At 67.7% G+C, this 25,158-nt stretch carries 18 protein-coding genes; 8 read left to right on the plus strand and 10 right to left on the minus strand.

Features of this window, described 5'->3' with window-relative positions:
* Positions 1-18: 18 nt before the first annotated feature.
* Both gshB and ACVWZN_RS09215 read left to right on the plus strand, forming a co-directional pair.
* Positions 19-966 carry a glutathione synthase gene (gene gshB, locus ACVWZN_RS09210; protein WP_456953544.1) on the plus strand — a complete coding sequence of 316 codons (948 nt, stop codon included), beginning with the start codon at positions 19-21 and terminating at the stop codon, positions 964-966.
* 4 nt (positions 967-970) lie between these two features.
* Positions 971-1,849, plus strand: a complete 879-nt coding sequence (locus ACVWZN_RS09215; protein WP_456953545.1) for an energy transducer TonB — start codon at positions 971-973, stop codon at positions 1,847-1,849.
* Between the two features lie 133 nt (positions 1,850-1,982).
* Here the strand turns inward: ACVWZN_RS09215 and tsaB are convergent, their stop codons facing one another.
* The 4 genes from tsaB to mrcB are packed head-to-tail and all read right to left on the minus strand — an operon-like array spanning position 1,983 to position 7,742.
* A complete protein-coding gene (tsaB, locus tag ACVWZN_RS09220; RefSeq protein ID WP_456953546.1) occupies positions 1,983-2,687 on the minus strand; it encodes a tRNA (adenosine(37)-N6)-threonylcarbamoyltransferase complex dimerization subunit type 1 TsaB in 705 nt (234 codons plus the stop codon).
* 18 nt (positions 2,688-2,705) lie between these two features.
* Positions 2,706-4,754, minus strand: coding sequence for an ATP-dependent DNA helicase (locus ACVWZN_RS09225; protein WP_456953547.1), 2,049 nt, complete (start codon positions 4,752-4,754; stop codon positions 2,706-2,708).
* Position 4,755: 1 nt separating this feature from the next.
* Positions 4,756-5,283, minus strand: a complete 528-nt coding sequence (locus ACVWZN_RS09230) for a hypothetical protein (protein WP_456953548.1) — start codon at positions 5,281-5,283, stop codon at positions 4,756-4,758.
* Positions 5,280-7,742 (minus strand): penicillin-binding protein 1B, encoded by a 2,463-nt coding sequence (mrcB, locus tag ACVWZN_RS09235; protein WP_456953549.1) that lies wholly within the window; start codon positions 7,740-7,742, stop codon positions 5,280-5,282. Before mrcB ends, ACVWZN_RS09230 begins: the two co-directional genes overlap by 4 nt.
* A gap of 132 nt (positions 7,743-7,874) precedes the next feature.
* On the opposite strand from mrcB, the gene ACVWZN_RS09240 reads away from it, so the two are divergent.
* A complete protein-coding gene (locus tag ACVWZN_RS09240; protein ID WP_456953550.1) occupies positions 7,875-9,959 on the plus strand; it encodes a glycosyltransferase in 2,085 nt (694 codons plus the stop codon).
* Here the strand turns inward: ACVWZN_RS09240 and ACVWZN_RS09245 are convergent, their stop codons facing one another.
* Positions 9,960-12,125 carry a RelA/SpoT family protein gene (locus ACVWZN_RS09245; protein WP_456953551.1) on the minus strand — a complete coding sequence of 722 codons (2,166 nt, stop codon included), beginning with the start codon at positions 12,123-12,125 and terminating at the stop codon, positions 9,960-9,962.
* Positions 12,126-12,183: 58 nt separating this feature from the next.
* Between ACVWZN_RS09245 and ACVWZN_RS09250 the strand changes: the two genes are divergently transcribed.
* Together ACVWZN_RS09250 and ACVWZN_RS09255 are read left to right on the plus strand one after the other, a co-directional pair.
* Positions 12,184-12,675 (plus strand): hypothetical protein, encoded by a 492-nt coding sequence (locus tag ACVWZN_RS09250; RefSeq protein WP_456953552.1) that lies wholly within the window; start codon positions 12,184-12,186, stop codon positions 12,673-12,675.
* Entirely contained in the window at positions 12,672-13,139 is a 468-nt protein-coding gene (locus ACVWZN_RS09255) for a hypothetical protein (protein ID WP_456953553.1), read from the plus strand. Before ACVWZN_RS09250 ends, ACVWZN_RS09255 begins: the two co-directional genes overlap by 4 nt.
* Here the strand turns inward: ACVWZN_RS09255 and hrpA are convergent.
* Positions 13,136-17,293: an ATP-dependent RNA helicase HrpA gene (gene hrpA / locus ACVWZN_RS09260; protein WP_456953554.1), complete on the minus strand. Its 4,158-nt coding sequence runs from the start codon at positions 17,291-17,293 to the stop codon at positions 13,136-13,138. The genes ACVWZN_RS09255 and hrpA overlap by 4 nt on opposite strands.
* A 90-nt stretch (positions 17,294-17,383) precedes the next feature.
* Here hrpA and ACVWZN_RS09265 point away from each other — a divergent pair, with 90 nt between their 5' ends.
* Both ACVWZN_RS09265 and recQ read left to right on the plus strand, forming a co-directional pair.
* On the plus strand, positions 17,384-17,920 hold the full coding sequence (locus tag ACVWZN_RS09265; protein WP_456953555.1) for a Dps family protein: 537 nt from the start codon (positions 17,384-17,386) through the stop codon (positions 17,918-17,920).
* Positions 17,921-18,086: 166 nt separating this feature from the next.
* A complete protein-coding gene (gene recQ / locus ACVWZN_RS09270) occupies positions 18,087-19,898 on the plus strand; it encodes a DNA helicase RecQ (RefSeq protein WP_456953556.1) in 1,812 nt (603 codons plus the stop codon).
* A 21-nt stretch (positions 19,899-19,919) separates the two neighbouring features.
* On the opposite strand, the gene ACVWZN_RS09275 is transcribed toward recQ, so the two are convergent.
* From ACVWZN_RS09275 to ACVWZN_RS09290, 4 genes are all read right to left on the minus strand, one after another.
* The gene (locus ACVWZN_RS09275) at positions 19,920-20,162 is read right to left on the minus strand and encodes a hypothetical protein (RefSeq protein WP_027081967.1); all 243 of its coding nucleotides are present in this window, start codon (positions 20,160-20,162) and stop codon (positions 19,920-19,922) included.
* Between the two features lie 159 nt (positions 20,163-20,321).
* Positions 20,322-21,620 carry a hypothetical protein gene (locus ACVWZN_RS09280; protein WP_456953557.1) on the minus strand — a complete coding sequence of 433 codons (1,299 nt, stop codon included), beginning with the start codon at positions 21,618-21,620 and terminating at the stop codon, positions 20,322-20,324.
* Entirely contained in the window at positions 21,610-23,952 is a 2,343-nt protein-coding gene (locus ACVWZN_RS09285) for a TonB-dependent receptor (protein WP_456953558.1), read from the minus strand. The genes ACVWZN_RS09280 and ACVWZN_RS09285 overlap by 11 nt, the downstream gene beginning before the upstream one ends.
* 83 nt (positions 23,953-24,035) lie before the next feature.
* Positions 24,036-24,485, minus strand: a complete 450-nt coding sequence (locus tag ACVWZN_RS09290) for a hypothetical protein (protein ID WP_456953559.1) — start codon at positions 24,483-24,485, stop codon at positions 24,036-24,038.
* Between the two features lie 85 nt (positions 24,486-24,570).
* Here ACVWZN_RS09290 and ACVWZN_RS09295 point away from each other — a divergent pair, with 85 nt between their 5' ends.
* Positions 24,571-25,158, plus strand: coding sequence for an NADPH-dependent FMN reductase (locus ACVWZN_RS09295; protein WP_456953560.1), 588 nt, complete (start codon positions 24,571-24,573; stop codon positions 25,156-25,158).

Below are 25,158 nucleotides of genomic sequence, written 5' to 3' on the forward strand. Positions count from 1 at the left end.
CCGACCGCGGCTTGAGCCATGCCCCTCGACATCGTCGTCGTGATGGATCCGATCGGCTCCATCAAGATCGCCAAGGACTCCACGTTCGCGATGCTGCTGGAGGCCCAGCGGCGTGGCCACCGGCTGTCGTACGTGATGCCGGGAGGCCTTTCGGTTCGCGATGGTCGCGCGATGGCGCGCATCGCGTCACTCCGTGTCGTCGATGATCCGAACGGATGGTTTGAACTGGGAGAGGCGTCACAGGTTGAGCTGGGTACGGGTCACGTCGTGCTCATGCGCAAGGACCCGCCGGTCGACGCGGACTACCTGCACGACACCCAGATCCTCGGTCTTGCGCAGAATGCGGGCGCTTTGATCGTCAACGACCCGCGCGGATTGCGCGACATGAACGAGAAACTGGCGGCGCTGGAGTTCCCGCAGTGCTGCCCTCCGACGCTGGTCAGCCGCGACGCCGCGGCCATCAAGGCCTTCATCGCCGACCACGGTGATGCGGTGCTCAAGCCGCTGGACGGCATGGGCGGCCGCTCGATCTTCCGAGCCCGCCATGGCGACCCGAACACCAACGTCATCCTCGAGACGCTGACCGAAAGCGGCCGGCACCTGGCGATGGCGCAGCGCTACATCCCAGAGATCACCGAAGGCGACAAGCGCATCCTGCTGGTCGATGGCGTGCCGGTGGACTACTGCCTCGCGCGCATTCCGCAGGGCGACGAGTTCCGCGGCAACCTCGCGGCCGGTGGTCGCGGCGAAGGCCGTCCGCTCAGCGAGCGCGACCGCTGGATCGCCGCGCAGGTCGGTCCCGAGATGAAAGCGCGCGGCATGTTGTTCGTCGGGCTCGACGTGATCGGCGATTACCTCACCGAGGTCAACGTCACCAGCCCGACCTGCATCCGCGAACTCGACACGCAGTTCGGGCTCAACATCGCCGGGCTGCTGTTCGACGCGATCGAGGCGAAGGCGCGCTGAGCGCATGACCGTCGTCGGACCCGCGCACGATGCGCCGCTGATCGAGTCGCATCGGCTCGGCTGGACCATGGCGATCTCGCTTGCCGTGCATCTGTTCGTGATTCTCGCGATCGGTTTCGCGCCGGAAAAAGCCGCGCCTGTCGTGCCGACGCTCGATGTGATCTTTACCGAGACGCAGAGCGCGCTGACGCCGAAACAGGCCGACTTCCTCGCACAGGCGAACAACCAGGGCGGCGGCGAACACGAGAAAACGTCACGACCGCATGAGGCGCAGAGCGGCGCATCGCCGCAGCCGGAACCGGGCGTCGCACCGCGCGAATTGCGCGCGCAATCGCCTGCGCCCTCGCCACCGCCGCAGGCGCGCATCGTCAGCAGCACGCGTGGGCCCGCGGTCGCACCGCAGGCGCAGGTGGCGCCGACGCCGACCGATATCCCTGCGCCGGTCGGCACCGCGCGCATCGAACGCGACGAACGCCAGGCGCGCCTCGCCGCCGAAATCCAGCTGCGCTCGGAACGCTATGCCAAACGCCCGAAGCGCAAGTTCGTGTCGGCCAGCACGCAGGAATACGTGTGGGCCGGGTATCTGCGCGAATGGGTTGATCGCGTCGAGCGCGTCGGCAATCTGAATTACCCGGATGCGATCCGTCGCCATCACCTGTCGGGACAGGTCGTCATCACCATTGCGATCCGTCGCAACGGCAGCGTGGAGCGCGCGGACATCGTGCAGTCGAGCGGCATTCCAGCGCTTGACGATGCCGCGATGCGCATCGCTCGGCTTGCGGAGCCCTACCCGCCGCTGCCGCACACGAAGGAGGATCCCGACATCCTCCACGTCACCCGCACGTGGTGGTTCCGTCCTGAAGGGCGGATGGTCGACGACTAATCGGTTGTAGTTGTCGGCGAAGCAGTTGCGGACGTGTTTTCCGCGTTCTTAGTTCAGAGGACGTGACGTTCTTGCCTGTGATACCACGAGCGCCAATACGTGCAACGCATCGAGCGTGCCGCGACGCGCGCCGTCACTTTTTCGAGTCGCGAAGCGCCTGCTGCTCGATCAGCGTGAGTGCAACGTTGTTGCGCAAATACGCCGGCTCTACGCGTTCGGGCGCGATCGCCCCGCCACGCGCGGCGATGCGCAATGCCAGTCGCGCGATGTCAGCGGCGTGCGGCAATGCAGCTGCGTCGATGCTGCCAAGCTGCGGCGCGAGACGTGTAGCAAGCGCACCGTCCTGCGCGGCGAAACCCGTGCCGACGCCATGCCAACCTTCGCCTTCGAGCGCGACGCTCTCGGACGTCATCAAAGCTTCGCCGCCAAGTGACACGAGCTCGTCATCTATCCATCGAAAACGCGCGACGTACAGCTCGCTCATGCGCGCGTCGATCGCCGCGAGCACCGGCTCGCCCGCGTGCGCTCGCGCTGCGGGAAGCGCGAGCGCGGCCAGCGTCGACACCGGCACCAGCGGACGATCGAGCCCGAGCGCAACGCCCTGACCAATCGCGATCGCGAGCCGCACACCCGTGAATGCACCCGGGCCGCGGCCTACGGCGATGGCATCGATCTGCGCACGCGCGATACCCGCGTCCGCGAGCAATGCATCAGCCCAAGGCAATGCAAGCTCCGCATGGCGACGCGGCGCGACCTCGTAGCGCTCGACGATCTCGCCATCGATGGCGAGCGCGACGGAGCAGGCTTCGGTGGCGGTTTCGAAGGCGAGCAGTTTCATGGCGCGGATGGTCGCACTTCAGGCGGTGCCGAGCAGCGGCTGCTGCGGCGATGCGAGATCGGCTGTCGCGCCAAAGAACGCGCGCACATGCTCGATATTCCGCGTCTTCGGGAACGGCGGCATGGAGTTGAAGAACGTCGTGCCGTACTGGCGATTCACGAGGCGCGGGTCGCAGAGCACGAGCACGCCGCGATCGGTCTCGGTGCGGATCAGGCGGCCGACACCCTGCTTCAGCGCGATTACCGCCTGCGGTAACTGCTCGTCGCGGAACGGAACGCCGCCGTTGCGACGGATCGCGTCGAGGCGCGCTTCGAATACCGGATCATCCGGCGCGGCGAACGGCAGTTTGTCGATGACGACGACACTGAGCGCATCGCCCGCGACGTCGACGCCTTCCCGGAAACTCGCGGCGCCGAGCAGCACACCGTTGCCGGAGGCGCGGAATCGCTCGAGCAGCACCGAACGCGGCGCTTCGCCCTGCACGAACAATGGCCACGGGCCGTTGCGTAGCAGCTCGGCCGCTTCACGCAACGCGCGATGCGACGCGAACAGCACGAACGCGCGACCACCCGACGCTTCCAGCACCGGACGCACCGCGTCGATCACCGCCGGCGTGTAATCGCGCGCCGACGGTTCAGGCAGGTTCTTCGGCACGTAGCACAGCGCCTGCTCGTTCCAGTCGAACGGACTTGGCGCGAGCATCGTCTGCGGCTGCCACAGGCCGAGCTTGATCGAGAAATGTTCGAAGCGGCCGCCGACCGCGAGCGTCGCCGACGTGAAAATCCACGCGGCCTGCGTGCGTGCGCGGTGCTGCGCGAGCGGGCCGGCGACATCCAGCGGTGTGCGGCTCAGACGGAAGCCGCGCGCGGTGAGTTCGTACCAGAGCACGCTGCCGTCGTTGCGCGACTTCTTCGGCTTCTCGCCGTCGTCGCCGCTTTCTACTTCGACTTCGGGCTCATCGATCTGGACGGTGTCGTGGTCGGCCTCGTTGCGCCAGCGCGACAGGCGCTCGCGGAATTCGTTCGCGCGCGCAAGACAACTATCGAAACCCGGTGACGTCGACGCGAGCGGACGCAGCGCCTCCTGCATCGCAGCGATCGAATCATCCAGCGCATCGAACGCCGCTTCGACCGCCGGTGCTTCCTGCGCGCGACGACGCGTGCCGCGCACGGGCAACTCGTCCATCGCACTGCGCAGCTGGCGCACGCGGAATTCGAGATCGTTTGCCGGACCCTGCACCGTCGCCAGCGCGCCGGTGACCTGGCGACATTCGAGCAACGCATCGCGCGACAGTTCGACCAGCGGACGCGCACTCAGCGATTCGCCGAAGAACTGCGCGGCGAGCTCAGGTAATTGATGCGCTTCGTCGATGACGAACGCCTCCGCGCCCGGCAGGATTTCGCCGAAGCCTTCCTGTTTGAGCGCGAGGTCGGCGAGCAGCAAATGGTGATTCACGACGACAACGTCCGCGGCCTGCGCGCGCTGGCGTGCCGACACGACGAAACATTCCGAATAGAACGGGCATTCGGTGCCGAGGCAGTTCTCCGCGGTGCTCGTCACTAGCGCATGCAGCGGCGAATCTTCGGGCAGGTCCTCGAGTTCGGCGAGGTCGCCCATGCGCGTGCGCCCCGACCACGAGACGATGCGCTGGAACTGCGCGACCTGTTCGCGGCTGGTGAAGCGCGGCTCGCCCTGCGCCTGACGCATGCGGTAGTGACAGAGATAGTTCGCGCGGCCCTTGAGCAGCGCGCTGGTGTGACCGACGCCGAGCGCGGTGCGAACGCGCGGCAGGTCACGGTGGTAGAGCTGGTCCTGCAGCGCGCGCGTGCCGGTCGAGATGATCGTCTTCTTACCCGACAGCAGCGCCGGCACGAGGTAGGCGAATGTCTTGCCGGTGCCGGTGCCGGCTTCGGCCAGCAACGTGCCGCGCGAATCGAACGCATCGGCGATCGCCGCGGACAGGTCCTGCTGCGCGGGACGCGCGCGGAAGCTCGAGATCTCGGACGCGAGCGGCCCGCCGTCGGCGAGCGCCGCGCGGCTCGCATCGGCCAGGCGGGACGACGTCATGTCAGTAGCGCGGCGGCGGCTTGACCGTGCAGGCGTCGCGCTGCTGCACGAACGCGGCGGCGCGCGCATTCGCAGCGGCATCGCCGGCAGATGCACGGATGCGCTCGACCTGCACCAGTGTTTCCAGCGATCGACGACACAGCGGACCGACTGCCGGGCCGACCGCATGCGCGCGCTGCGCGAAATCGAACGCAGCATCGGTGCGGTGTTCGAACAGTGCGACTTCCGCGCGTTCCTGCAGCAAGGCGGGATCCTGCGGACGCTCGGCCAGCGCACGATCAAGCGCGGTCGCGGCATCGGCAATGCGCCCGGCCTGTTCGTCGCGACGCGCCTGCTCGCGCAAGTCGGCGACCAGCGGATCCTGCAACGGCTGCACTTCGACTTCGGTCGCGACGGCCGCACCTGCGGCCCGTACGGCGGCGACCACTGCCGCGGCGTCGACCGTCGGTGCAGGCGGCGCAGGTGGCGCCGCCGGTTCTGACGCGCAACCCGCGAGCACAACCAGTAGCGCAATCGAAAGACGCTTCATCGACCGTCTCCCGGTGGCGGCGGCGGCGTGGCATCAGTGGGCGGCGGAACACGCTTGGCGGGGTCAGGCTCGTTGGAGCGACCGCCGCCGAACATCGAATTCCAGAAACCGCCACCGCTGTCCTGCTGCTGGTCGCCGGCCTGATCGCTGCCGTCCGATACCGGCTGAGGCGAGCCGTAGACGCAGTTAGTGCGGCCAGGCGCGTAGCCCGGCACGAACGGGAATCGCTCGGAGCCCGGGCAACCCGGATCGGTCGTGTTGTTGCCGGCGACCCATTCCCAGTCGATGCCGTCATCTGGCACCGCGAGCGGCGCGGTAGGGAGATGTGTGAACAGCGCGGACCACACACGCATCGCGCCCGTCGCGCCGTACAGGCCGGTCATCTTGTTCTGATCGTTGCCGACCCAGATCACCGCGAGATGGTCGCCCGTGAAGCCGGCGAACCAGCTGTCGCGGCCGTCGTTCGACGTACCGGTCTTGCCCGCCGGCGACAGGTTGCCGCGGCCGTCGGTGATCAGCTGATGCGCGGTGCCATGATTGACGACCTGCTGCATCGCGTACGTCACCAGCCGCGCGGCAACCGCATCGCCGGGCTGCGCAGGCGCGGCGGCCTTGTCGTAGCGATTGAGCGCGCGACCGTTCGAATCCAGCACGCCGCGCACCGCGCGCAACGGCTGGATCTGCCCGCCGGATGCGAGGAACTGATAGAGCTGCGTCATCGCATACGGGCTTTCGTCGACCGCGCCCAGGATCAGCGACGGATTGACGTTGCCCTCGATCTCGATGCCCGCGAGCGTGCGGATCAGATCCGCTAAACGCTGGGGCGTGACCTGCATGCCGACCCGCACCGTCGCCTGGTTCATCGACTGCGCGAGGGCATCGATCACGCGCACCGTGCCGTGGCTGCGCCCGTCGGAATTGCCCGGCGACCACGACTTGCTGCCCTGGATCTTCACCGTGATCGGCGCGTCCTCGACGTAACTCGCGAGCGACCACTTCGACGGATCGGCTAGCGCGAGCAGATACACGAACGGCTTCAGCAACGAGCCGACCGGTCGCTGCGCTTCGACCGCGCGATTGAAGCCGTGCTCGGTGAATTCGCGCGCGCCGACGGCCGCAACGATTTCGCCGGTGTGCACGTCGGTGACGACGACGCCGGCTTCGAGCGGCGGACGCTTCGGTGATTCGAGCTGTCGCAGCGTCTTGGTCACCGCGCCTTCGGCATAGGCCTGCGCGGACGGCGACATCGCGGTCATCACGCTGAGCCCGGCGCCGACGAGGCCTTCGGACGGGAAGTCGCGTGCGAGCTGGCGTCGCACCAGGTCGACGTAGGCCGGGAAGCGATTCGGCGCGAGGCTGGTGGGATTCGGCGTCACGCCCAGCGGCGCCTTCTGCGCGCGGTCGTGCTCGGCCTGCTCGATCAGGCCCGTCTCCAGCATCTTGTCGAGCACGAAATTGCGGCGCTCGAGCGCACGATCCGCATGCGCACGCGGGTCGTAGTACGACGGGCCGCGCACGATGCCGATCAGCAGCGCGATCTGCTCGGTGTTGAGGTCGCGAAGATCGCGACCGAACCAGAACTCCGCACCCGCCGCGACACCACGAATCGCCTGCGAACCGTGCTGACCGAGGTAGACCTGGTTGAAGTACGCCTCGAGGATCGTGCTCTTGCTGTAGCGCGCTTCGATCAGCAGCGCGTAGATGATTTCCTTGAACTTGCGGTTGAACGTCTGTTCCTGGCCGATGCCGAGCAGGCCCGAACGCGCGAGCTGCTGCGTCAGCGTGCTGGCGCCCTGGCGCTTGTCTCCCGTACGCAGGTTGACGAGCACGGCGCGCGCCATGCCCGAGATGTCGATGCCGAAGTGATGGTTGAAGTCGCGGTCCTCGACCGCCTGCAGGCCGGTGACGAGCAGGTCCGGCACTTCGTTGATGCGGACCAGCCGGCGCTCTTCCTGCTTCTGGCCGTACAGCGTCGCGATGCGTGCGGGATCGAGGCGATGCGCGCGCAGGACGCGATGCGTCGCGGCGTCACGAACGCCCATCACCTTGCCGCCCGACAGCGTGACTTCGACGCGTCGCGCCGGCACCGCGCCGTCGATGTCGGCGAAACCGCGCGACGCGATCGTCCAGCGACCGCCTTCCTGCGCGTACGTTCCTTCGCGCGCGCCGTCCCCCGAGTGGTAGGCCGCGGCGTCGAGTTCGGTCTTCAGCGTCGCCGCGTCCATGACCTGGCCGGGCGCGACTTCGAGCGGACGTGCGTACACGCGCGTCGGCAACTGCCACTGCAACTGCCCGAAACGCTGCCCCACCTCGTGGTTCAGATAAGTGACGTACGGAATCAGGAAGCCCAGCGCGAGCCCGACCAACACCAGTGCGGCGGTGAGCAGGCGGCGGCGCCAGGAAGGCCGCCCGCCGGCATCGGCGGTGTCATCGTCTTCGTCGTAATCGATTCGGGCCACGGAATGCGAGAATGAAGGGCCGGACGCCCGGCTGTCGCGAGTCTAGCGCAGGCGCCCGGACCCACCCTCCGCGCCGCCCGCGCGGTTCACGCACAGTTGGAGCCCGCTCCGGATGGGAAGACGCGCAGGCCAATGAGCTGGGACGGACTGCGTTTCTCATTTGTCCGGGTAATCGGGCTCGCTCGCCGCGCCGGCACCAGCCTGCGCCAGCGCGGCGTCGGCCCGACGCTGGGGCGCATCGGCGACCACCTCAGGCCGACGCCGCGTGCGCGGTCCGCCGCGCTCTACCACCCTGCGCCGCGTCCGTTCGCGCCATTTGCGCTCGCAACTAGCGAGGCGCCGCGCGCGAGCATCGTCGTTCCCGTGTTCAACCAGGTCGAGCACACGCTGACCTGCCTGCGCGCGCTCGCCGAGCATCCGTCATCGACGCCGCACGAGGTGATCGTCGTCGACGATGCGTCGACCGACGCGACGTCAACGCAACTTCCGCAGATCGCAGGCCTGCGATACATCCGTCGCGCCGCGAATGGTGGCTTCATCGACGCCTGCAACGACGGCGCTGCGCAGGCACAAGGCGACGTCACCGTCTTCCTCAACAACGACACCGTGCCGCAGCCCGGCTGGCTGGAAGCACTGCTGTCGACCTTCGAGTCGTTTCCCGACACGGGTATTGCGGGCGCCAAACTCGTCTATCCCGATGGACGCCTGCAGGAAGCCGGCGGGCTGGTGTTCGCCGACGGCAGCGCATCGAATTACGGACGGTTCGAAGATCCGCGCGACCCGCGCTTCGAGGTCGTTCGCGACGCGCACTATTGTTCGGGCGCGGCCATCGCGATCCCGCGTGAGCTGTTCGAACGCATCGGCGGCTTCGATACGCGCTATCGGCCTGCGTACTACGAGGATACGGATATCGCGTTCGTCGTGCGTGCGCTCGGTCGTGCCGTGCGCTATCAGCCGGCGTCGGTTGTCGTGCACTGCGAAGGTATCAGTGCGGGCACCGATGTCCGTCATGGAATGAAGGCCTACCAGATCGCGAATCGTGCGAAGTTCGTCGACAAATGGCGCGATGCGCTGGCCGCGCAGCCTGTACCCGGCGCTGAGCCCGATTCCGTCGCGTTCCGTCGCGGCGTGCTGGTAGTCGACGAGTACCTGCCCGATGCGCGACGCGATTCGGGTTCGCTTCGCCTTATCAACCTGATGCGGATGATGACGTCGCTTGGCGTGCACGTCGCATTCGTGCAGATCGGGCCGGGGCGTGACGACGAGGCGCTCGCGCAACTGCGCGCGCTCGGTATCGAAGCCTGGGATTCGTCATCGACCGGCGGAATCGCGACGTGGCTGCGGCGGCACGGCAAGCGCTTCGACACGGCTTGGCTGTGCCGCTATCCGGTCGCGAGGTCGGTCGGGCCCATCGTGCGAAAGACGATGCCGGACGGGCGCGTCGTGTTCGATACGGTCGATCTGCACTTCCTGCGCGAACGCCGCGCCGCGGAGCTGGCGAACGATGCCGCCGCACTGCGCGCTGCGGAGCGCACTCGTGCAGCGGAACTTGGTGTTATTCGCGAGAGCGACGTCACGCTGGTTGTGAGCGAAGTCGAGCGCGAACTGCTGAGAGGTCAGGCACCGGATGCCACGGTCGATGTGGTGTCGAATGTGCACGATGTCGCCGGCGCAGGCCTTCCATTCCGGGAGCGCCGCGATCTCGTCTTCGTCGGCGGCTTCCGTCATCCGCCGAACGTCGATGCGGTTTTATGGTTCGTTCGCGAGGCCTGGCCACTGTTGCGTGCGCGACGCAGCGATCTCGTCTTCCATTGCATCGGTGCGGGCGCGCCTTCCGAAGTGCAGGCGTTGGCCGGCGTCGAAGGCGTACGCCTGCACGGTCACGTCCCCGACCTCGCGCCTTTCATGGACGGCGTGCGCGTCGCCATTGCGCCGCTGCGCTTCGGCGCCGGCGTCAAGGGCAAGGTCAACCTGAGCATGGCGCATGGACAGCCCGTGGTTGCGAGCTCATGCGCAGTGGAAGGCATGCACCTGCGCGATGGCGACGATGTGCTCGTCGCCGATACTCCAGACGCATTCGCCGAAGCGGTGCTGCGCGCCTATGACGACGAAGCGCTATGGCAGCGCCTGTCAATCAACGGTCTGGAGAACGTGCGTCGCCATTTCTCGGCGGATGCGGCACGCGACGCACTGCGACGTGCGCTCGGACTCGACTGATCAGGCCCGACGCGCCTGTTCCACGCCGGGTATCGCGGCGAGTTTCCCGAGAACTGTCGACAACTGGCCGTAGTCGGCCACGCGAAGTCGCAGCCGCAACGTCACCCGCGAACCTCCGCGCGCATGCTCGGTATTAAGGCTCCCGACGCCCACGCCGTTCTGCGCGACGATATTGGTGACTTCCTTCAACAGCCATTTCCGATCGATGGCGACGAGTTCCACGTCGACGTCGTACGCACTGCCCGCGCGTCGCCATTCGACCGGCAACACGCGCTGTGGTTGCGATGCGGCGAGGCGCTGGAACGCGGCGCAGTCCGGCCGATGCACACTCACGCCACGCGCCTTGGTCAGGTAGCCCGCGATCGGTTCGCCCGGCAGCGGCTGGCAGCAGCGTGCGATCTGCACGAGCAGGTTGCCGACGCCCTCGACGGTGAACTCGCCGCCGCGACTGCGGGCTTTTGGACGTTCCGTTGCAGCCGGCGCAACCGGCGCCGGCGCCACATCGCGCGACGCGCGCTCATGCTCGAGCAGTACGCGCCCGACCTGATGCGGACCGACGTCGCCGAGCGCGACGAGCACGTGCAGGTCCTCGTCCGTCGCCGCATGGAAACGTTCGCGCGCTGGTGCAAGGTCGGCATTGAGCAGCGACAGCCGACGCAGCTCCTTCTCGAGCATCTCGCGACCGGCCTGCTCGTTGCGCACGCGATCGAGCCGGTTGAACCACGTGCGCACTTTCTCCCGCGAACGCGCGCTGGCAAGAAAGCCATTCGATGCGACCAGCCAGTCGCGTCGCGGCTCCGAGACCTTGCCGGTCAGGATCTCGACGTGGTCGCCGCTGCGCAGCTTGTGATCGAGCGGCACGATGCGGCCATCGATCTTCGCGCCACGGCAGCGATGGCCGACATCGGTGTGCACGTGATACGCGAAATCGAGCGGCGTGGCGCCCGTCGGCAGGTCGACCACTTCGCCCTTCGGCGTGAGCACGTACACGCGGTCCTCGACGAGTTCGCTGTCGAGTTCGCCGGCGAGCACGCCCTCCTCGCCCGCAGCATCGAGCAGTCGGCGCATCCACGCGATCTTGCGTTCGAACGCGGCGGTCGCCTGCCCGCTCGAACCACCGGGCCCGCCACCGCCCTCCTTGTACTTCCAGTGCGCGGCGACGCCGAGTTCCGCCTGCCGATGCATGTCGTGCGTGCGGATCTGCACCTCGAGCGTCTTGCCCTCGGGGCCGACCACCGCGGTATGCAGCGAGCGGTAATCGTTGCGCTTGGGCCGCGCGATGTAGTCGTCGAACTCACTCGGGATCGGCACCCATGTCGCGTGCACGATGCCCAGCGCGGCGTAGCACGCGGCAACGTCATCGACCAGAACGCGCACGGCGCGCAGGTCGTACAACTCGCTGATCGGCACGTTCTTGCGCTGCATCTTCTTCCAGATGCTGAAGATGTGCTTCGGGCGACCCGCTACATCGGCCTCGATGCCCTGCGCTATCAGCCCCTTGCGCAGCGTGTCCTTGACGTCCTCGATATAGCGCTCGCGTGCGACGCGTTTTTCGTCGAGCAGGCGCGCGATCTGCTGGTACGTGGCGGGTTCGAGGAAACGGAATGCGAGGTCCTCGAGTTCCCATTTGAGCTGCCAGATGCCGAGGCGGTTCGCTAGCGGTGCGTGGATGTCGCGGGTGAGTGCCGCGAGCGCGCGTCGGTCATCGTCCGGCAATGACGGCGCTTGACGCAGTCGCGCGAGTTGCCGGGCGAGCAGGATCGGCACGACGCGCAGATCGCGCACCATTGCGAGCAGGAGTCGACGCAGGCCCTCGCTGCCGCGACCGCCGGGATGCTTGGCGTGCAGCTCGGACACAGGCTCGGCGGCGCGCTGACTGTCGACCAGGGCAATGACGGCGGGAAAGCGCGTGGCGAAGCCCGCACCCAGCGCATCGCCGAGGCCGGGCCAGTCATGCACCAGCGCGGCAGCCACCATCTCGCCGTCCGCCCCCAGCGTGGCGAGCGATGCCAGCGTCGAATCGATGAGCGTCCACGTCGTTGCGTCGACACCCGGGACGGACGTACCCGCTAGCGCTTCGCGCAGGGGCTCGCCCGGCGCGGACGCGGCGGGATGCGCGAGCGCGTCGGCGAGTGGATGCGTCGGCGGAGGCGACGGCGCGTTCATTCAGGGCTGCGAATCGGAGCGGTCTACACTAGCCCGCATCCGCCCGGAGGAACAGTTCATGTCGCAGTCCCGCACGCGTGCCCTCGTCTTCGCCGTCGCCCTGGCCTGCGGGCTCGGCGCCGCCCACGCGGCGCCGCCGATCCAGCAGCAGATGTCGCCCGAAGAGTTCAAAGCCACGGGCCTCGACAAGCTCAGCGCCGACGAGCTCGCGCACCTCAACACGTGGCTCGGTCGCACGATCGAAAGCGAAACGCAGAAGGCCGCGGTCGCGGCGAAGAAGAAGGTCGAGGACGACAATCGCGGCTTCTTCAACTTCGGTTCGGCGGAGCCGGTGAAGTCGGCGGTGACGGGTGACTTCCGCGGCTTCGCGATCGGCCGCACGTACACACTCGACAACGGGCAGGAGTGGCGTCAGACGGACGAAGCGAGCCTGGCCGGCGTGCGCCTCGCGCATCCCAACGTCACGATTACGCCGAGCGTCGTCGGCAATGCGTGGTACATGACGGTGCAGGGTTACGCGACCCACGCGAAAGTCGTTCGCGTCAAATGAGCATTCCGAGCCGACGTCTCCTGTGCGGCTTCGCCGTCGCAATCGCTGCTGCAATCGCGCTGCCCGCCGCTGCGTCCGGCCCCGCTTACGTGCCTATCGAGCGGCGACTGACATCCGAGCAGTTGCATGCGACCGGCTTGGATCAGCTCTCCGCGACGCAGCTTGCTGCGCTCAATGCCATCCTCGCGTCGGACACTGCACCCGCGCGTCCGCGCGATCAGTCGAGCGCGTTCGGCGACAGCCGTCCGACGATCGAGGCGAAACTCGCGGGGCGCTTCACGGGCTGGACCACCGGCACGGTGTTCACGTTGGACGACGGCTCGCACTGGCAAGTCACGCAAGGCAGCTTCGATAGCCGTGCAGTCGATTCGCCGCGCGTGACGATCAAGCCCGGAATCCTCAGCGGTTGGTACATGTACGTCGAAGGTCAGCCGGTCGTCGCAAGCGTAAAACGCGTTCGCTAACCGCCCAGCTGCGCAAGCCGCTGGGCGAGTTTCTTAGGTGACACGCCGCCGCGTGCGCCCAGCTCCTGCGCGAACAATGAGACGCGCAATTCCTCCAGATCCTGACGGAAACCCTGCCATGCGGGGTCGTCGAGGTCCGCCGTGTCCAGGGCTTGCACGAAGGGACGCAGCTCGAGCATGCGGGCCTGGTCACGCGCGGGGTCGCGCAGCGCGCGTTCGGCGCGTAGCGCCAGCGCTTTCAGGTAACGCGGGTAGTCGCGCAGCAGCGTGGCGGGCGTGTCGCGCAGGAAGCCGGGCGGCGTGAGCGATGCGAGATGTGCGCGCATGTCATCGAGGTTGCCGCTTGCCCAGCCCATCAGCGGTGACTCGAACTTCGCGCGGGCTTCTGCGACGGCGGCGAGGATCGCTTCGGCCTGGCGCAGGCGTTCGGTCGCTTCCGGGAACAATCCCTTGGCGATCTGCTCGCGGCGTGCATCAAACGCGTCGGCATCGCGGATCGCGCCGAGGCCATCCGACGTCAGCGCATCGAACGCGCCGTCGACGAGATCCAGACGCAAGCGGTCGCCTTCCTTGAGCGATGCCGCTTCGCCCGAACGCGGCGCGGCCGACTCGATCGCCGCGTAAAGCAGCGCGGTCTTCGGCGATACCGGCAGCTGCTTACGCGCCTGCCGCATGCGGTCGGTCATGGCGAGACGCAGCAATCGCCGCACGCCGGCGGGATGCGAGCGGTCGGCTTCGGCGCGCTGCGCGAACACCTGCAGCGACGCGCTGTCGCCATCGTCCTGCAGCGCGGGGAATGCGGGCACGCCACCGGCGCCGCGCACGCTTTCGGGAATATGCGTGGACGGGAATGTCGTCAGGCCTTCCTGCGCGAGACCGCTGGACGCCTTCTCGGCGAATGCATCCGCCGCCATTGCGCCGAACCGGTTTCGCAGGTCGTCGAGATCGCGCGACTCGGCGAGCACGTGGCGGCCGTCGCGATCGAGCAGACGCAGGTTGACGCGCAGGTGCGGCTCGATCGTCGACTCATCGAAGTCCATCGCCGCAACCTGCACGCCGGTGAGCTTGGACAGGAAACGCGCGAGCGTGCCGATGAACGCATCTGGCTCGGATGGGCGACCCGCGTTCCACGCGCCATGGCCCTCCGCGAACGCGCGTGCAAAGTCCGGCGCCGGCACGTAGTTGCGACGCAGCGCCTTCGGCAGCGATCGGATCAATGCCGCGGCCTTGTCGCCGACGAAACCCGGCGCGAGCCACGACAACTGCGGTGCGTCGAGCGCATTAAGCAGGTGCAGCGGTACCGCGATAGTCATGCCATCGTCGGGCGCACCGGGCTCGAAGCGGTATTTCACCGCGAGCTGCACGTCGCCCATGCGCAGGAACGGCGGGAAGCGCGACGCCGTGCTCGCCTCGCCGATCATCAGGTCATCGAGCGACCACTCGAGCGCGGCCTTCTCGTTCGCCGGCAGCTTCGCGTACCACGCATCCAGCGCCTGCGCGTTGTGTACGTGCGGTGGCATGCGGTGCAGATACCACTGCGCCATCCAGTCTTCGTCGACAACGAGCCCGGCGCGGCGCTGCTTGGCTTCCTCGTCCTTCGCTTTCTCGTACGTCGCGAGGTTCTTCTTGAGGAAGATCGAGCGCGTGTTGATCTCGCCAGTCACCAGCGCATCGCGCGCGAAGATGACGCGACTTTCCTCCGGGAACATCGCTCCGTAATGGATCGGTCGCTTCGGCGCGAGCACCAGGCCGAACAGCGAGATCTGTTCGCTGCCGATGACGCGTCCTTGAGCGCGCGACCAGCGCGGATCGGACTGTCGACGCGACAGCAGGTGCGGCAATTCGTCGATGGCCCACTGCGGTTCGACGCCGGCGTTCGTCAGGCCCCACACGCGCTCGGTGTCGAGCAGCGTGGCCGACAGCACCCAAGGCGGCGGCTTGCGCGCGAGAGTGGAACCGGGGAATAGCTGGAACTTGCGGCCACGCGGGCCGTCGTAGCCGCGATCGGTGCGCTGGCCGATCTGCGTCGGCAGACCGGCAAGAATCGCGCGATGCAGCTTCGCGAAGTGCTGCGTGGCGGCTTTCGCGCCGTCGTTCGGCGCTGTGTCATCGGCAGGCGTTGCTGTCGCACCCGCCTCGACCGCCGGCGCAGAACCCGGCGCGCTTCTCGCCGCAACGGGCAGCCCGGCATGACTGCGTGTCTTCGCCTTCGGCTCGTTGGCCGGCTTCTTCGCATCGCGCGACATCATGCGAACCGATGCGATCGGCGCGTCGGCGGGCCCGCTCGTCCAGCCGAGCTCTTCCGCCATCAACTTCAGCTGGCGATGCAGCTCGCGCCATTCGCGCATGCGCAGGAAGCCGAGGAAGTTCTTCTCGCACCACGCGCGCAACTTCGACTGGGTGAGGTCGGCGTGCTGCTGTTCGTAGGCTTCCCAAAGCTTGAGGATGCCGACGAACTCCGATCGCGCATCGGCGAACTGCGCATGCGCATTGTCGGCAGCAGCGCGCTGGTCGGATGGACGCTCGCGCGGATCCTGGATGCCGAGGAATGCCGTGATGACCAGCATCTCGCGCAGCACGCCGTGCGTATTCGCAGCGACGAGCATGCGCGAGAGCTTCACGTCGACCGGCAAGCGCGCCATCAGGCGACCGATCGCGGTGAGCTTGCGATCGGTATCGACCGCGCCGAGCTCGGCGAGTTGCTGCCAGCCATCGGCAATCGCACGCGGATCGGGCGGTTCCAGGAACGGGAAATCCTCGATACGCCCGAGCCCCAGCGCGAGCATGCGCAGGATCACGCCGGCCAGTGCGGCGCGACGAATTTCCGGATCCGTGAACTCCGCGCGCGACTGGAAATCGGGCTGGGAATACAGGCGGTAGCAGGTGCCTTCCGACACGCGACCGCATCGCCCCATGCGCTGGTTCGCACTGGCCTGGCTGACGGGTTCGATATGCAGACGATCGAGCTTCGCGCGCGGGCTGTAGCGCTTGACGCGCGCGAGGCCGGGGTCAACGACGTAGCGGATGCGCGGCACCGTCAGCGATGTCTCGGCGACGTTGGTCGCCAGCACGATGCGGCGCTGCGGGCCGGGATTGAACACGCGGTCCTGATCGCGCGTCGAAAGCCGCGCATACAGCGGCAGCACCTCGGTATGCCGGTATTTGCGACGCTCGAGCGCCTGGTGCGCGTCGCGGATCTCGCGTTCGCCGGGCAGGAAGATCAGCACGTCGCCGCGCGGATCCTCGCGGCTGACTTCATCGCAGGCGGCGACGATGGCTTCGTTGACCGTGCGTGCGCCATCGCGTTGCGCTTCGTCGGCCAGCGGCGCACGACGCGCGTTGGTTGTGGACGTCGCATCTGACTCGCCTTCGAGCGGCCGGTAGCGCACCGACACCGGATAGCCGCGGCCTTCAACGCTCACCACCGGTGCGTTCTCGAAATGCGCGGCGAAACGCGCGGTATCGATCGTCGCCGACGTGATGATGACCTTGAGGTCCTTGCGTCGCTGCAGCAGCTGCTTGAGGTAGCCGAGCAGGAAGTCGATGTTGAGCGAGCGTTCGTGCGCTTCGTCGATCAGCAGCGTGTCGTACTTCGACAGCCAGCGATCGGACTGGATCTCGGCCAGCAGGATGCCGTCGGTCATGAACTTGACCACGGTGTCCTCGCCGACGTTGTCGGTGAAGCGCACCTGGTAACCGACGGCGCCACCCATCGGCACCTTCAACTCCTCGGCAACGCGGCGCGCAACCGCACGCGCGGCGATCCGGCGCGGCTGCGTGCAACCGATGATGCCGGCGGTGCCGCGACCGGCTGCGATGCACAGCTTCGGAATCTGCGTGGTTTTGCCCGAGCCCGTTTCGCCCGCGATCACCACGACCGGGTGTTCACGGATCAAGTCGACAATGCGCTCGGCTTCCGTGGCGATCGGCAGCGTCTCGTCGACCGTCGCCGTCGGCAGGTTTCGAGCGCGGGCCTCGCGCTGGGCGACGGAAGCGGCAAGCGCCCGTTCGAACGCCTCGCGTCGGGCCTCGTCGTCCGGGGACTGGCTCCAACGCGTCCACAGCCCGAGCAGGCGGCCGCGATCGCGCGACATCGCGTCGTCCACGCGACGTCGCGCGGCCTGGAGGTCGCGCGTCGGATCGATAGAGGGCATGGATCGGTTCAAGACGAAAGTTCGATTTCACAACCGCCGGTGGCAAGCCTATTGTCGCCGGTGTCACGGCAAGACTTCGGGAGAATGAAGATGCAGAAGGGAACCGACCAGGGCCAGACCAACGGCAACACGCAGATGGCGGGCAGCATGCCGGCGGTGAATATCGGGATCGCCGAGGAGGATCGCAAGGCGGTCGCGGAAGGCCTGTCGCGCTTCCTCGCGGACGCGTTCACGCTTTATCTCAAGACCCACAACTTCCATTGGAACGTCACGGGGCAGATGTTCAACGCCCTGCACGTGATGTTCGAGACGCAATACACCGAGCAGTGGGGCGCGCTGGACGACATCGCCGAGCGCATCCGCGCGCTGGGCTTCAATGCGCCGGGCTCGTACGCGGAGTTCATCCGTCTGAGCTCCCTGCCCGAGGAGCCGGGCCTGACCGAGACGGTGGACTGGCGCGAGATGGTGCGCCAGCTGGTCACCGGCAACGAGGCGGTCTGCCGCACCGCGCGCACCGTGCTCGCCCGCGCCGACGAGGCCAGCGACGACCCGACCGTCGACCTCATGACCCAGCGCCTGCAGACCCACGAAAAGTACGCCTGGATGCTGCGCTCGCTGCTGCAGTAACCGCCGCGTCGCGGACCCGGAGGCCGGCCTTGTGCCGGCCTTCGTCGTTTCAGCCTGCATGGGGCCGGGAAGCCGGATAATTCCCGCACCGGATCGCGTCGCGGCCCGGTAGGCGGCTTGATGTCGCGTCTTTCATCGTTGCGACACGACCGAGCCTTCCGACCGCATGAGCGACACCGCACTCGACCTGCTCCACCGCATCTTCGGCCACACGGCCTTCCGCGGTGAGCAGGCGCACATCGTCGACCACGTGACCGGCGGCGGCGACGCGCTGGTGCTGATGCCCACCGGCGGCGGCAAGTCGCTGTGCTACCAGATCCCCGCGTTGCTGCGCGACGGCTGCGCGATCGTCGTGTCGCCTCTGATCGCGCTGATGCAGGACCAGGTGGAAGCGCTGCGGCAGGTCGGCGTGCGTGCGGCCTTCCTCAATTCGACGCTGGATGCCGAAGCGGCGGCGCGCGTGGAGCGCGAGCTGCTGTCCGGCGAGCTGGACCTGCTCTACGTCGCGCCCGAGCGCCTGCTCACCGGCCGCTTCCTGTCGCTGCTCGACCGCGCCAAGCTGTCGCTGTTCGCGATCGATGAGGCGCACTGCGTCTCGCAGTGGGGCCACGATTTCCGTCCCGAATACCGGCAGCTCACCGTGCTGCACGAGCGCTGGCCCGACGTGCCGCGCATCGCGCTCACCGCGACCGCCGACGCGCCGACGCGTCGCGAAATCGTCGAACGCCTCGCGCTGGACGATGCGAAGCAGTTCGTCAGCTCGTTCGATCGTCCTAACATCCGCTACACCGTCGTGCCGAAAGACGGCGGTGGCACGCGCCAGCTGCTCGATTTCCTGACGCGGCATCCGGGCCAGAGCGGCATCGTCTACGCGATGAGCCGCAAGCGCGTGGAAAGCGTCGCCGAGCAGCTGTGCAAGGCCGGCATGAAGGCCCTGCCCTATCACGCCGGCATGGACGCCTCGATCCGTGCCGCCAATCAGCGCCGCTTCCTGCAGGAAGACGGCATCGTGATGGTCGCGACCATCGCGTTCGGCATGGGCATCGACAAACCTGATGTGCGCTTCGTCGCGCATGTCGACCTGCCGAAATCGGTCGAAGGCTATTACCAGGAGACGGGCCGCGCCGGCCGCGATGGCGATGCGTCGGAAGCGTGGCTGAGTTATGGCCTGGGCGACGTCGTCAGCCTTCGGCAGATGATCGAACAGGGCGAGGCCAGCGGCGAGCGCAAGCAGCTCGAACTGCGCAAGCTCGACGCGCTGCTCGGTTACTGCGAATCCACGGCCTGCCGTCGCCAGGCGCTGCTGCGCTGGTTCGGCGAAGAGCGTGCCGGCGAGTGCGGCAATTGCGACAACTGCATCTCTCCGCCGCAGAGTTGGGACGGCACGGAAGCCGCGCGCAAGGCGCTGTCGTGCATCTATCGCACCGGGCAGCGCTTTGGCGTCGGTCATCTGGTCGATGTGCTGCGCGGCACGCAGACCGACAAGGTGCGCCAGTTCCGCCACGAAACGCTGAGCGTGTTCGGCGTCGGTGCGGACCTCGACGATCGCCAGTGGCGCAGCGTGTTCCGTCAGCTCGTCGCCGGTGGTTTTGTGGATGTCGACGTCGAGCATTTCGGCGCGTTGCGCCTGACCGAAGCGAGCCGGCCGGTGCTGCGCGGCGAAGAGTCGTTGCGATTCCGCACCGAACCGAAGGCGACCACGCGCACGCGCGGCCCGCGTCGTCCGTCGGAAGCCGAGGCGTTCGATCTGGACCCGGCATCGCTCGCGCGTTTCCAGTCGCTGCGCGAATGGCGTTCGCAGATGGCGCGCGAGCAGAACGTACCGGCGTACGTGATCTTCCACGACGCCACGTTGCGGGCGATCGCCGAAGCAGACCCGGCGGATCTCGACGAACTCGCGCGCGTGCCGGGCATCGGCACCAGCAAGCTGGATCGTTACGGCGAGGCGGTCTTGCAGCAGTTGTTCGACGCGGCCTAGCGGCGCGTCACACGGACCGGATTACGCGACGGTCGAATCCGCGCTCGGGCAGCTGCGCAGCAGCGCTTCGTCCGTGCCCTGCGCCACGGCAAATCCGTTGAGACCGATCTCGAGCACCAATACGTCACCGAGCATCGTGAGTTCACGCTCGACCGTGCGCACATAGCGCAGCCCGCCGGGTGCCAGTACCGGAAGCTCGGGAGCGAACCGGGTTGGCACCACGACCAGCGCACCATCGTCGCGTCGGTACAGGTCGAGCTTCACGTCCGTCCCCTTACGGCGGCGTGGGGACCGTAACCGCATCCCGGGTTCGCAGCCTATCGGGACAAGCCCCCACGCACATGAACGGTTCGGACAAGGGGGACGGGTGGCCGCGACCGCCGGACTGGCGGTGTGCACTGCGGACGCCGTCACGCAAATCGCTCAGTGCGCGGCGAGCGTTGCGCCGTGGAGATGCGGATGTCCGTCGACCGCTTCAGTCCACACGAGGTAGGTGCGATCACCGCTCGCAAGCAGCCGTGGCCAACCCGTTCCGCGGCCTCGACCGGCGACGTTCGCGATGTCGCTGATGACCGGCGCGGACGCATCCGCCGGAATCCGCGCGACGCGCAAACGCTGCGCATCGCCCTGCTCCTCCAGCCAGCTCACCCAGGTGCCGTTCGCGTCGGACGCGGCGTCGATGCGGCCGAGCACGTTCGTGCCGGTCGCGAGGTCGCGTGCGGGCCCGAACGTTGCACCTCCATCGTTGCTCGTCGCGAAGCGGACCATCGGCGTGGACGCCGGCATCGTGTACCAGGCTACGGCGAGCGTGTTCCCGCGCGCAGTGATCGCAGGGCCATTGATCGGGCACGCGTCGACGCTCCAATGGTCGTCGTGCACGGGCTTCGGCGCCGTCCATGTGCCGGCATCGCGACGCAGGATGGCGATGTCACGGATCTCGCCTTCGCGACGGGCGCGGTAGACGAGTCGCGGCGAGTCGTTAACATCGACAACGTCGACCTGACAGCAGTCGCAGGTGGACGTGTCGAGCGCGCGTTCGTCGCGGCGTGCGAGCGTGGCGTCGAACGTCGCGGTGCGCAGCATGGTCGCCGCCCCCTGCCCCGCATGCATGTCGTGCGGCATGCCCGCCACTTGATGCGGCGCGCCGGCTTTCGCGCGGCCGTCGAGCCATGCGACGCCGAGTGCATCGCGGCCCTCAGGCCAGAACGCAGCGAAGCCATGTTCGGTCGATGTGCCGTCCGTGTTCACCGCGGCAGGCGCGGACCACGTGCGGCCGCCGTCCGTCGACCGCGCGAGCACGACGTCGCGCGCTTCACCGCCACCGGTGCGACGCAACCATGTCGCCCACAGCGCGCCGTCCGAGGTCTGCCGCACGTGAGGCATGTCGGCCGCATTGCCGATGCCCTCGCCCGCCGCGATCTGCTGCGGCGCGGTCCAAGCCCCGTCGCGCCAGCGGGCGAAGCGCAGGCGTTGCGTGTCGCTGGCCTGTTCGATCCACGACAACAGCAGCGATCCGTCGGGCGCAGCGGCGATATCCGGCTGCTGCGCGGCGTCGACGGGAAGCGTCCATGCGGCGTGCGTGACCGCGGACGTCTTCGCATTCGCTGTCGCAGGCGATGCCGCTGGTGTCGCGGCGTCGCTGGACGCGTGCGGAGAACACGACGCCAACAACATGACGCCGACAAGCAGCGACGCAACGCGCACGCAGGTTTCAGTCGTCATACCGCACCTCCATGGACCACGTGCGCTGGTTGTAGGGATGGAAATTCCAGTACGTGCGGTCGCCGATATTGTCGACGCCGACCGCACCGCTCCAGTGCGCGTTCGCACGGTAGTGCACGCGTGCATCGACGACGAGGAACGGGCTGGTACCGAAGTAGGTGTGGCTGTTCACGTCGCTGTTGTCGAGCGTGTTGAACTGGCGGCCGCTGTATCGCGCGGCGCCGGTGAAGCTCCAGTGCTCGCCCGGGTGATACGTAGCGACGAGGTTCGCACGCCAGCGCGGCACCCGCGGCTGCCACTTGCCTTCGCTCAACGGGAAATTCGCATTCTCTTCGATGATCGAGTCCGCGAAGGTCACGCTGCCGTCGAGATCCAGCGCGTCGATGCCGACATCGGTGAGCGACGACGCAAGCTCGAGTCCGCTCGTGCGGATGAGCCCGACGTTCTGGATGCTGGTGACGTTCGGGACCACCGTGACGTTGGTCTGCGAGTACAGCGCGTCGCGCGTCTGCTCGTGGAAGTACGTCGCGCGCACGCTGCCATGCTCGACGGCGCGCACATACGACAGCTCCGACGTCACCGAGCGTTCCGGCGCAAGGTCGGGCTCGTTGATGACGATCGCATTCGTCGCCGTCGTGCCCTGGAACAGCTCGCTGACCGTCGGATATCGAACCGCGCCGCCGATCGATGCCTTGATCGATGCATCATCGGAGACACGGAACTGCATCGCAGCCTTGGGCGACACGTTCGATGCATGACGCGATTCGTACGGCGTGTCGAGGTTGGCCGTCGCCGTGTAGCCGTTGCGCGCCTCCCAGCGCTCGTGGCGCAAGCCGAGCATCGCGGTCCAGCGCGGCGAGATCGTCCAGGTGTCCTGTAGGTAGGCGCTGCGCAGCTCGGTGGAACCGCCGAAGCCGGACACGCGCGCGCCCGGCGTTCCGCGCAGCCAGTCGGTGGTGTCGCAGACGGTGGTCGCGAGCTTGAACGTGTCGTCCTGCAGACCGGCTTCGACGGCGTGCGCCATGTTCGGCGTCCACGTGGCCGAGGCCGCGAGCGTCGTCCAACCCGTGCCGGCGGCATCGGCGATCCGACCGCCGCCACCGTTCGCCGCCGCGGGCATCGCGATCAGTGGAGACCGCGTGAGGTCGCGCGCGTACTGGTAGCGGCTGGCCGACAACGTGTAGCCGAAACTGCCCTCGCCATCGTGCTTGAGCGTGAGGCCGTGGATGCGATGCAGCTGTTCGTTGCGCGTCGGCGCGACGGCACTCGGCAACAGCGTGTACGGCCGCCCGTCGATCACCACGGGTCCGGCGAATACCGGATTGCCGGCGGCGTCGCGCAGATAGGTTTCTGCATCGCGGTCGGCATCGTTGGTCCACACGCCGAACACGTAGCTCAAGCGCAGCGCGGGCGTGATGTCGTACGCGAGCTTGAGCTTGGCTTCGTCCTGCCGTGTGTCCGTCTGGCCGTAGGCACCGACGAGGAAGTACGGCGCGGTCTTCGTGTTGAGGTCGGGCGATGCGCCGGTTACTACAGTGCCGGCCGGCTTCGCAGGTGCAGCCGTGGTCGGCGGCGTGACGCTCGCAAACGCGATCGGATGGCCATGACTGTCGATGCGATTGACCGACAGCCACGCCGACAACGCACCCCAGCGATCGCCGAACGATGCGCCGAGCGACGTCGCCGGGAACGTGCCGTCGGTGCCGTACACATGGAAATGCTCCACGCTGTAGCCGAGTCGCGCATGCGCTTCGAACTGCATCGGCATGCGCGTGACGTAGTCGACGACTGCACCGACCGAATTGCCGGAATACGCGGCCGAAAACGGCCCGTACAGCACGTCGACGCGCTCGATCTCTTCCGGGTTCACCAGACCCCAGCGCGGCGTGAACGTGGCGCCGTTGCCGAGCAGGTTCGACAACAGGATGCCGTCGGCATACACCAGCGAGCGAGCGCTGTTGTTGGTGCCGGATGCGCGCGTCGCCAGCACCGCGTGGTCGTAGTCGCCGATGTAGCGCTTTCGCACCAGCAGGCTTGGCAGGTACTTCAGCGCGTCCTCGGCATCGGTGGCGTTAATCGTGCGCATCACCTGCGCGCCGGTCACGCCTTCGACGGTGGTCGGAAGACGTGTCGGTAGCGACGTGGGTTGCAGGCCGCGCACGTGCACGGTGCCGAGCTGCGGAACCGGTGCGCGTGGTTTGTCGGATGGGTTGGTCGCCGCGTCGTCAGCGGTGTCTGTTGGATCAGGCGACGCAGCGACGACCGGCAACGCGCACGCGGCCAGCAGCAATGCCGTCGCGAGTCGCAACGGTGTGGATAGCAGGACAGTCATGGAAATCTCGAACGGCACATCGCACGCGCCATGTCGCGCACGCGATGCGGGGAACGGATGCGCGGCGATGCCGCGCGCGGTCGTCAAGCCGTCGAGCGTTGCGGTGGACCTTGTGCGCCCAGCGCGGGCACGGGCGCGTCGACCGGGCGATGCACCACCGCGCGCACCGACCACGGCGCGAGCGCGACAGGCACAGCAGGCGACCACGACAGCACGCCGCCACCGGCCAGGCCCGACAGCAGCGGGCAGTACGGACAGTCGTGTCCGTCGTGCGCCGCCGGCTTGGGCGACGGTACGCCGTGATGCGAGCCCATGCGCGCCATCAGCGCCATGTGCGCGTGGTGTTCCTCCGGCGTCATATGCGCCATCGCCTCGGCCATGGCGGAGTCGTGCGACATCGCATGCTGCGTCGCGCCGCCTTCCTCGCAAGCGACCGCGCGCCCGACCAAACGCCCCGCCGTCGGCAGCAGCGCAAGCAGCAGCATCGCCACGAGGGCGAGCAGCGCGAGGCGGCGATGGGCGACGGCGGACATGCGCGCATTATGCCGGCGGGGTCGCAACGGCCTGTCGACACACGGGCGACGTGGCACTCTCGGGCTTCCGAATGGAGTCGCCCCCATGTCCAGTCCGCGCGTGCTCGTCATCCCGGGGTCCAACCGCACCGGCTCGTTCAACCGCAGCCTGGCGAAACTCGTCGCGCGCGAGCTGCGCGCAAAGAGTGCCGACGTCACCGAGGTCGACCTGCGCGAGTACGCGCTGCCGCTGTACGACGGCGACCTCGAAGCCGAGCACGGCGTGCCCGAACCTGCGCGCCGACTGCATGCGATGTTCCGCGAGAGTTCCGGCGTATTCATCGTCAGCCCCGAATACAACGCCGGCATTCCGCCGCTGACGAAGAACACGATCGACTGGATCTCGCGCGTTCGCGAAGACGGCGGCATCCCGGCTGCGTTCGGCGGCCCGGTGTTCGCGCTCGGTTCGGCGTCGCCGGGTGGGCTCGGCGGTTATCGCGGGCTGATGGCGTTGCGGCAGTCGTTGGAACTCGGGCTCAACGCGCGCGTTTTGCCGACGATGGTGTCGGTCAGTCGCGCCGGCGATGCATTCGATGCGGCCGGCGAGTTCGTCGCGCCTGCCAACGTGCAGGCGGTGCAACGCGCCGTCGCGGCACTGTTCGACGTGACGAGGGCGAGCGTCGCCACGTCCTGA

This window comes from Lysobacter sp. HA35 (genome assembly GCF_054061195.1).